Here is an 8331-nt window from a genome sequence, read left to right on the forward strand (position 1 = left end):
GCCGCGTTGCCCTCCCCGAGAAACTCGCTGAAGGCTCGATTCTCGACTCTCCCGTCTTCGCCGGGCGGGTGAATTCCGGTAGCGGTCACCACGCGGGGAAAGCCTTGCACACGATGACAGGCTGAGAAGCCTATCCCACATTGACAAAACTCTTGGCGAGTTTCGCTACCAAACGCGTTGACAAACGAGGCCTTCCACCTGATGACAGGCTGGAAGCCTATCCCACATTTGGGTGCAGTGCGAGGTGAGGAGCCCGGAAGCGAGAGGTTGCTCTCTCCGGACCAAGGGACCGTCACTGCGGCTGGGCGTTGAGGTTCCAGTTGTACTCGAGATACGTCACCGTGGCGGAGTTTTGTAACGCGGCGTTGCGAGCATCCTCGCTTGGTAACCAAGGCGAGATCCGCTGTAGTACTGTCGCTTGGGTACCACCGAAATCTCGACTAAACCAGCTGAGAATCGCCGACAACTCTAGCTGATCTTGCGATGCATCGTATTGAAAGCTCTGTGCACGAGCAAAAAAGTCGAGAGTATTTAGTTCGAGTTGCTGCTGGACTCGATCGGCAACATAAGCTTCGTTTAACAGTCGCGGACATCCGATCGAGGCAGCCACGATGGCGAAATGAATACGAGGCTCGTCCATTTCTCGCAGCACCTCATGTTCGATTTGCTCGAGCGAATAGGGCTTGCCTCCGACATACAACTGCAAATCTTTCCACATGTTGTATCCCCACGATTTGGAGGTGTGATTGCGGATACTGGTGGTCGGATACTCTCGCAGTACTCCATGGACCGTGACGGCGTTGTAGGCATTGATCCAAAACGCAAGCTTTGCATCGTTGGACGATGGAACACGCACGCCAGCGACCGACAATTGTTTTAAGTAACGGTTCAAGACCTGGACGTCACTGCCGGACGCTTTGAGTGCCTTGTAATTCACCATGCCGTTGGCGTCGACATACTTGCGAAGCAGCGAATTCCATGCGGAGTGATCGATTCGGTCCATCGACAGGTGGGATGAGACTTGGGTGCCAACGAAAATTGGGGAGTCGGCATGAACCGCCATGCCACCCGCCAGAGTTGCAAGCAAGGCAAAAACGAGCGTTTTGCTGTGTGAGTGGACCATATGATTCTCCTTGGCCATCCGTGAACGAAACCGTGTGCTGTGGGATTGGGACACACCGCAGACGAGAGAATGCCCATCGCGTTAAAATTTTTTTCGATGCGTTCTCTTTCGCAGCAATCGCATCGTTGTGCAACGGCAAGTTGGACTGGATACGGACGCCACCGACGTGATAAACGAGCAATATTGGATGGACGTCACGCGATTTTTGGGCGATCGCACGTGCTTATCTGGCGATCGCACGTGCCTACTTGGCGATCGCACCTTGGCAGCCTGATCCGGCACCGGCGGTGCAGCCAAAACAATGTTGCCCCAGCACGATCTGGCGTTTGGACAGCGCGTCGTAGTCAAAATCCTGGATATGCATCGGATGGCCGGCGGCCACTTCCAAGTTCAACATTTGGTTGAAATCACAATCGAATAGCCGGCCATCCCAGCCGACTGACAGTGTGTTGCGGCACATCAATCCGTCGATTGCCGCGGGGTTGTAGGCGTCGACCAGCTTCTGCATATAGGTGTCAAACTCGTTGGTTTGAACCAAGTATTCCAGATAACGACTGACAGGCATGTTCGTGATCGTGAACAAGCGGTTGAACTGAATTCCAAAGCGAGCGTCGAGTTCTTTTCGATACGCAGCTTCGAGCGTCTGTTGGTCTGGCGGCAAAGAGGCGCCAACGGGGTTATAGACCAGTGTCAACATCAGCCCGCTGCCGGGTTGGCCATACCCCAGATCGTTGAGTCGTTTTAATGCTTGGACCGATTTCGAGAACGCGCCGTCACCGCGTTGTGCATCGGTGTTTTCTTCTAAATAACAGGGCAACGAGGCGACGATTTCAACTTGGTTTTCAGCCAAAAACTCGGGCATCTCGGTAAACCCCTTGGCCAACAAAATGGTCAAGTTGCAGCGATCGATAACGTGCCGGCCGAGCAACTTTGCGTGTCGGACAAAATGCTTGAAATTTGGATTCATCTCTGGCGCGCCCCCAGTCAAATCGAGCGTTCCGATTTGAGGATGATCCCTCAGCACGCTGATGCAGGCATCGACGGTTTCACGCGTCATGTTTTCGCGCCGATCGGGGCCTGCGTCGACATGACAGTGGCTGCAGGTCATGTTGCAAAGCTTGCCGATATTGACTTGCAAGATATCGATTCGATCGCTGGCGAGTTGCTTGACTCCTGATTCGCTTAGCTTCGCCGCGAACTTTTCAGCGCCACGCGGTGGCGTCAGAACGACCAACTGTGCCGTCGGATTGGCCAGCGGGTTGCCTCGATGTTGCAGCGATGTTTTGGGTTGCGGCATGAGCGGTCAATGAACTCTTCGATGCGAGGATGAAAATGAGGGCGTCCGTCGTGTGTGAAACACGACTACCCGATGTCGACTACCTGACGTCGGTAATAAACGACGCTGTGGCAAGGTCTTCCTTACACGCAAAACGCGAAAAACGCCAAATTGAAGTGACGGAGCATGAAAACGTTCGCATATTTATCTGTTTGAGAAACAAGTTGTAAGAAATTGGCGACGACGCCGTCCCTCTGTCTCCTGATCAATGTCGCCACTGATGGCTCCGCGAATCGGTGTGTACGGTACAACTATCAAAATAGGTCAAATGCGTGTCGACGAACAGCGAACTTATCAACGCCCCCACATCAAACAAAAGCGTCCCTTCGATGTCATCGCAATGGATCCAGCTTCAACCTCACGACGAACACAACCAAACGCTGCAGGCCAACGTGCATCCGGCTGATTGGGTCAATCCGAAACCAAGCGGCGATTACCACTTGGTGGTGATCGGAGCGGGATCCGCAGGGTTGGTGACCGCCGCGGGCGCTGCCGGATTGGGGGCTCGTGTCGCGTTGGTCGAGCGAGAATTGATGGGAGGGGATTGCTTGAATGTCGGCTGTGTGCCCTCGAAGGGGGTGATTCGGGCGGCGCGAGTTGCCGCGACGGTTCGTGATGCCGAACGCTATGGCGTGCATGTTCCCGACGGCGTCGAGGTGGATTTCGCGAAAGCGATGCAGCGGATGCGGCGATTGCGGGCCGAGATCAGCCCCAATGATTCGGTGAAGCGGTTTACTGAAATGGGGATCGATGTTTTTCTGGGCAGTGGAGTGTTCGTTAATGATCACACTCTCAACGTGACTGCCGATGACGGAACCATCAGCGAGTTGAGTTTCAAAAAAGCGGTGATCGCCTCGGGGGCTCGCGCGTCAGCGCCGCCGATCCCGGGACTCGAGACGGTTTCGTATTTGACCAACGAGAACTTATTTTCGCTGACCGAATTACCCAAGCGATTTGGCATTATCGGTAGCGGACCGATCGGTAGCGAGATGGCTCAAACGTTCGCTCGATTGGGCAGCGAAGTGTTTTTGTTTGAACGTGGTCGACATCTGCTGCCTCGCGAGGATCCGGATGCGGCCGCCGTAGTGCAACAACACTTTCATCAGGATGGCGTCCATGTGTTGTTGGATGCCAAAGATGTGAAAGTCAGTGCCGAAGAGGACTCGAGCATTCGCATTCATGTCACGCAGCAGGGCGAAGCCAAAGAGGTGGTCGTCGATCAGTTGCTGGTTGCAGTCGGTCGTGCGGCGAACACTGAGGGACTGAATTTGGAAGCAGCCGGTGTCACTTATGACGATTCCGGAGTCGAGGTGAACGATCATTTACAAACGACGAACCCTCGCATCTATGCCGCCGGCGACATTTGTTCGAAATACAAGTTCACGCATGCCGCGGATTTTCAAGCCAGGATCGTGATTCAAAATGCTTTGTTCGCCATCGGCCCGTTCGGCAGAAAAAAGGCGAACGACTTGGTCATCCCCTGGGCTACCTACACGTCGCCGGAGGTGGCACATGTTGGTATGTACGAAAAGGACGCGAGTGATGCCGGCATTGAAACAGATACTTATGTCCAGCACTTGAGCGACGTCGACCGTGCGATCCTGGACGGTCAAGACGACGGGTTTGTGAAGGTGATCACAAAGAAAGGAACGGACAAGATTCTCGGTGCCACGATCGTCGCGGAACATGCGGGCGACATGATCTCAGAAATCACGCTGGCGATGACCGCGGGAATCGGCTTGTCCAAAATTGGTGCTGCGATTCACCCGTATCCGACGCAAGCCGAGGCAATTCGGAAATTAGGGGACCAATTCAGCCGCACACGATTAACACCATGGAGCCAACGGACGCTCGACGTGCTGAGACGATGGAACGTCGGCAGCTAAGCAGGTCTTTCCCAATCTTAGCCGCTTTGGCGCTAGCCACGGTTCCGAATGTCAGCCGCTTTGACAAACGCTGAAAAGCATTTTTTCGTAGCGAAACTCGCAGAGAGTTTCGGGTTTACTCGCGCGGCCGAAAGTCTCTGCGACTTTCGCTACAGCTAATTCGCGTTTTCCTTATACGAAAAAAAGCTTCACAGCGTTGCGCTTTGGCGCTAGCGGGCCGTCGATTTAATGAAGTTTCCTGTGGCAAGGAGTGGCTGATGGACTACCTCCTCCGTCATTGGTGTATTCGACGGACTAGGAAGTCCATCGTACGACCAAATCAACAAGCCGCTAGCCACGGTTCCTTCCGCACATGACGATCTGGTCCTGCTGCACCCGCGGAGCTTAGACAAACTTTTTTGATTTTTCTTGGCTGCCGCGCAAGATTCATCACCAGCGGTTACATCCGAGGCGATATACTTTTTTTCGGTGGCGATACGTTACAAACGCCCCGGTCGGAAGCGGAATTGGCAACCACTCTCGCAACGAGTCGTTTAATTCGCCAGCCCCACTACCGTCACGAACGCGTTACGAACGAGGCGATCTCGTTATCCTCGTTCATGTCCTTTAAGTGTTCCGTCCCCAACGTCGCATGAACGGCAAGGACAACTTCGCATCAACGACGAGACCATCCGTTCTGCAATAACCGACTTTACCGCCGAACCACGGCATGCTTCTCGCACGACGACCGAGGTAGCTCGAAAGTGAGACGCGTGTGTTTCGAAGTGAAATGCGGGGCGTTCATGTGCGGTGTTGACACAGACCGCTTGATCAACCAGCAACCTTCGTCCGCTTGCATTCGTCATTCCCTGCCAGTGGCAGCTGCAATGACGGGGCGCAAACCCGATTCCATGCTGTCAAACGGATCGCTTATTTAGCTTTTGCGAACTTAATGAAATGGCACATTGATTGCACTTATCGAAAAAAGCAAACTGTCATGAGGGGATGAGCTGATGTCTACGAATTATTTGCGAGCGGTTGAATTTTTCGGCGGACCGATCGACGGACACATCGATGGGGTCGCGGTCCCGATGAAGCCGTTTCTTGCCATCAAAACAGTCGCCCCTGAACAGCCGGTCAGTTCGCTGAGGTTGCTGTGGCGTTTGTTGCGATTGCCGGAACATCATCCTCCCGCGATTTTGGCGGTCTACGAGATGCAGACTCGTGATGCAGGAACGGGCTATTACTACTTGCGTTCGGTCGTCGCGACGGACTGCGATTTAAATCCGATCATTGTCGACGCGATGGTCCAGCGATCCGATCTGACTCTGGGTCCGCTGACGCTCGCCGATCTGAAATAGGCCAGCTTGGTCACCGTGGCAGCACACGCACGACGTGGCGAAATGCCGATGATGAGGCCCCGGTTAAGCAGCCCATCTACTTTTGCAACTATTAGAGGATGCTCAAGTAGTGGGATTCGCCAGAATTCCCATCTTTGCTGCTGAAACACCAGGAACTCTGGCGAGTCCCGCTACCAAAGTAGATGGCATTGGGCTCGCGCCGTGCCGCTACAAAATGCTTCCCGTGTTTTTCGGTGTTATCATAACCCGACCACGACGCCACTCCGCGTAGTGCCGCGACCGCGTGTGCTGTTTACTCTCGAGGACAATCATGAAGCGCCATTGGCCCTATTTTCTAGGCAACGACCCCCAGACTCCCAATACCGACTTGAAGGTGTTGGACAAGTATTCAGGTGAAGTTGCCGCCGAGGTGGCGTTGGCCGACTCGGCAGCAATCGACCGCGGGATCGCGGGATGTGTCGAAGCGGCCGGTCCGTTGGCGGCGATGCGCCCCTACGAGCGTCAAGCCATTTTAAATCACTGTGTGAAACGATTCACGGAACGATCCGATGAATTAGCGATGTCGCTGTGCATCGAAGCAGGAAAACCAATCCGCGATGCTCGCGGCGAAGTCACGCGGCTGATCGACACATTTCGGATTGCGGCCGAGGAATCGGTACGGATCGGCGGCGAACTGATGAATCTGGAAATATCGGCTCGTGCCGCAGGTTATCGTGGGATGTGGAAACGCGTTCCGATTGGGCCATGTTCGTTCATCAGTCCCTTCAATTTCCCACTGAATTTAGCAGCACACAAAGTCGCGCCGGCTTTGGCGGTGGGATGTCCATTCGTGTTGAAACCGGCCAGCCGCACACCGCTCGGGGCGTTGATCATTGGCGAGGTTCTTGCCGAAACAGATTTGCCCAAAGGCACGTTCTCGATTCTGCCCTGTTCACGTGACGGCGCCGATTTGTTTACGACCGATGACCGTTTAAAGTTGCTCAGCTTTACCGGATCACCCGACGTCGGTTGGGCGCTTAAATCGAAAGCGGGCAAGAAGAAGGTTGTCCTCGAACTCGGCGGCAATGCTGCTTGTATCGTCGACCGCGACGCCGATCTCGAGGACGCTGTGAAACGAATTGTCTTTGGCGCGTTTTACCAATCGGGGCAAAGCTGTATCGGGGTACAGCGGATCATTGCCCATGAAGCGATCTATGATTCGCTACGAGAATCGTTGGTCGCAGCGACCAACGCGTTGGTCGCGGGTGATCCCAAGGTCGAAGAGACGTTTATTGGTCCCATGATCTCCGAAAATGAAGCCGAGCGGATCGAGCGGTGGATCAACGAAGCGGTTGCAGCGGGCGGGAAACGGTTGTGCGGTGGCAATCGCGACGGGGCAATGATGGATGCCACGCTGTTGGAAGACGTGCCTGCGGACCAAACGATTTGCAGCGAAGAGGCGTTTGGACCAGTCGCCGTGCTGAGTCGGTTCACTGATTTCAGCGAAGCCCTTGCCGAGGTGAATCACAGCAAGTTCGGTCTGCAGGCGGGCATCTTTACTCGCGATTTGTACAAGGCGCATCAAGCATGGGACACGCTCGAAGTCGGCGGGGTTGTGATTGGCGATGTGCCATCGTGGCGAGTCGACAACATGCCTTATGGTGGCGTGAAAGACAGTGGGCTGGGCCGCGAGGGAATTGCGTTTGCGATGGAAGACATGACCGAAATTCGTAATTTGGTCATCCGCACCCTGAATTAGCAAGCCAACGGCTTAGCGGGACAGCGACCTAGCGGGCCAGCGGCTTAGTGGGCCAGCGGCACTTTCGAGAAGAAACGTTGCATCGACCATCCTCATCGCGGCTGACCGTTCTGACGGTGTGTACCGCGGATTATAGGGTGCACGGCGGGTTGCGTGCCGCAACGGCAATTGCAACGTCACCGGGGGCTGGAGTGGATTAGTCCAAAAGAGACTCGGGAACATCCGTTTACAGCTTGCTCTCTCTATGGGCGGTTAGACACAGCCATTTTGAGCTGTGCCATTCGGCCCCATTAGGTCGACTCATTTGGCACGTCGTATGCACTTTGTTTTTTTGCGGTTTCGGCTTCGAACACGCTGTAGGCTCAGGATACAAGTGGTCACTACGTGTGCCTGCAGCAATCCCCGTCACCTAACGGCCAGTCTAAATGGATGTGAGAGTCTTCATGTGAAAGGAAATTTGTTGTGATTACGGGCGGGCAGTTAAAAAGCACATTGTTTTTTGCCCGAAGCGTTATAGCCTTGCTGCCGCTGGTGTTGGCTTCGTGTTCCATCGGCGGTAACCGAAACGATACGCATCCGCTCCGGCTGTCGGGTTCGACCACGATTGCGCCATTGGCGACGGCGATCGCCGAACGATTCGAGTCAATGCACCCGGAGATTCAAGTCGATGTTCGCCGCGGTGGTTCATCACGAGGCATCGCCGACGCTCGCCGCAACCATGCCGATATCGGAATGGTGTCCCGCGAACTGAGTCCGGCGGAGCAGGATTTGATCGCCATCACGATTGCTCGCGATGGCATCGCGGTGATCGTGCACCGCGATAACCCCATCACATCGCTGACCAACAACCAAATTGCGGCGATCTATACAGGGGACATCCGTGATTGGCGTGACGTCGGAGGCGCGTC

General features: G+C 54.8%; 6 protein-coding genes. 4 read left to right on the forward strand and 2 right to left on the reverse strand.

All coding sequences use genetic code 11. From position 1 onward, the window contains the following. Nucleotides 1-292: 292 nt before the first annotated feature. Both RMSM_RS08050 and arsS read right to left on the reverse strand, forming a co-directional pair. Nucleotides 293-1123, reverse strand: coding sequence for a DUF547 domain-containing protein (locus tag RMSM_RS08050; RefSeq protein ID WP_160168258.1), 831 nt, complete (start codon nt 1121-1123; stop codon nt 293-295). A gap of 244 nt (nt 1124-1367) precedes the next feature. Then, on the reverse strand, nt 1368-2420 hold the full coding sequence (gene arsS, locus RMSM_RS08055; RefSeq protein ID WP_008694021.1) for an arsenosugar biosynthesis radical SAM (seleno)protein ArsS: 1053 nt from the start codon (nt 2418-2420) through the stop codon (nt 1368-1370). A 368-nt stretch (nt 2421-2788) separates the two neighbouring features. On the opposite strand from arsS, the gene RMSM_RS08060 reads away from it, so the two are divergent. The 4 genes from RMSM_RS08060 to RMSM_RS08075 all read left to right on the forward strand — a co-directional run. Then, the gene (locus tag RMSM_RS08060) at nt 2789-4345 is read left to right on the forward strand and encodes a mercuric reductase (RefSeq protein WP_008694022.1); all 1557 of its coding nucleotides are present in this window, start codon (nt 2789-2791) and stop codon (nt 4343-4345) included. Nucleotides 4346-5337: 992 nt separating this feature from the next. Then, nucleotides 5338-5685 carry a hypothetical protein gene (locus tag RMSM_RS08065; RefSeq protein ID WP_008694023.1) on the forward strand — a complete coding sequence of 116 codons (348 nt, stop codon included), beginning with the start codon at nt 5338-5340 and terminating at the stop codon, nt 5683-5685. Between the two features lie 310 nt (nt 5686-5995). Beyond that, nucleotides 5996-7423, forward strand: a complete 1428-nt coding sequence (locus RMSM_RS08070) for an aldehyde dehydrogenase family protein (RefSeq protein WP_008694025.1) — start codon at nt 5996-5998, stop codon at nt 7421-7423. 492 nt (nt 7424-7915) lie between these two features. After that, nucleotides 7916-8331, forward strand: a 416-nt coding sequence (locus RMSM_RS08075) for a substrate-binding domain-containing protein (RefSeq protein ID WP_173405110.1), incomplete at its 3' end; no start/stop codon positions are given.

It is taken from the genome of Rhodopirellula maiorica SM1 (assembly GCF_000346295.1).
Classification (GTDB): Bacteria; Planctomycetota; Planctomycetia; order Pirellulales; family Pirellulaceae; genus Novipirellula; species Novipirellula maiorica.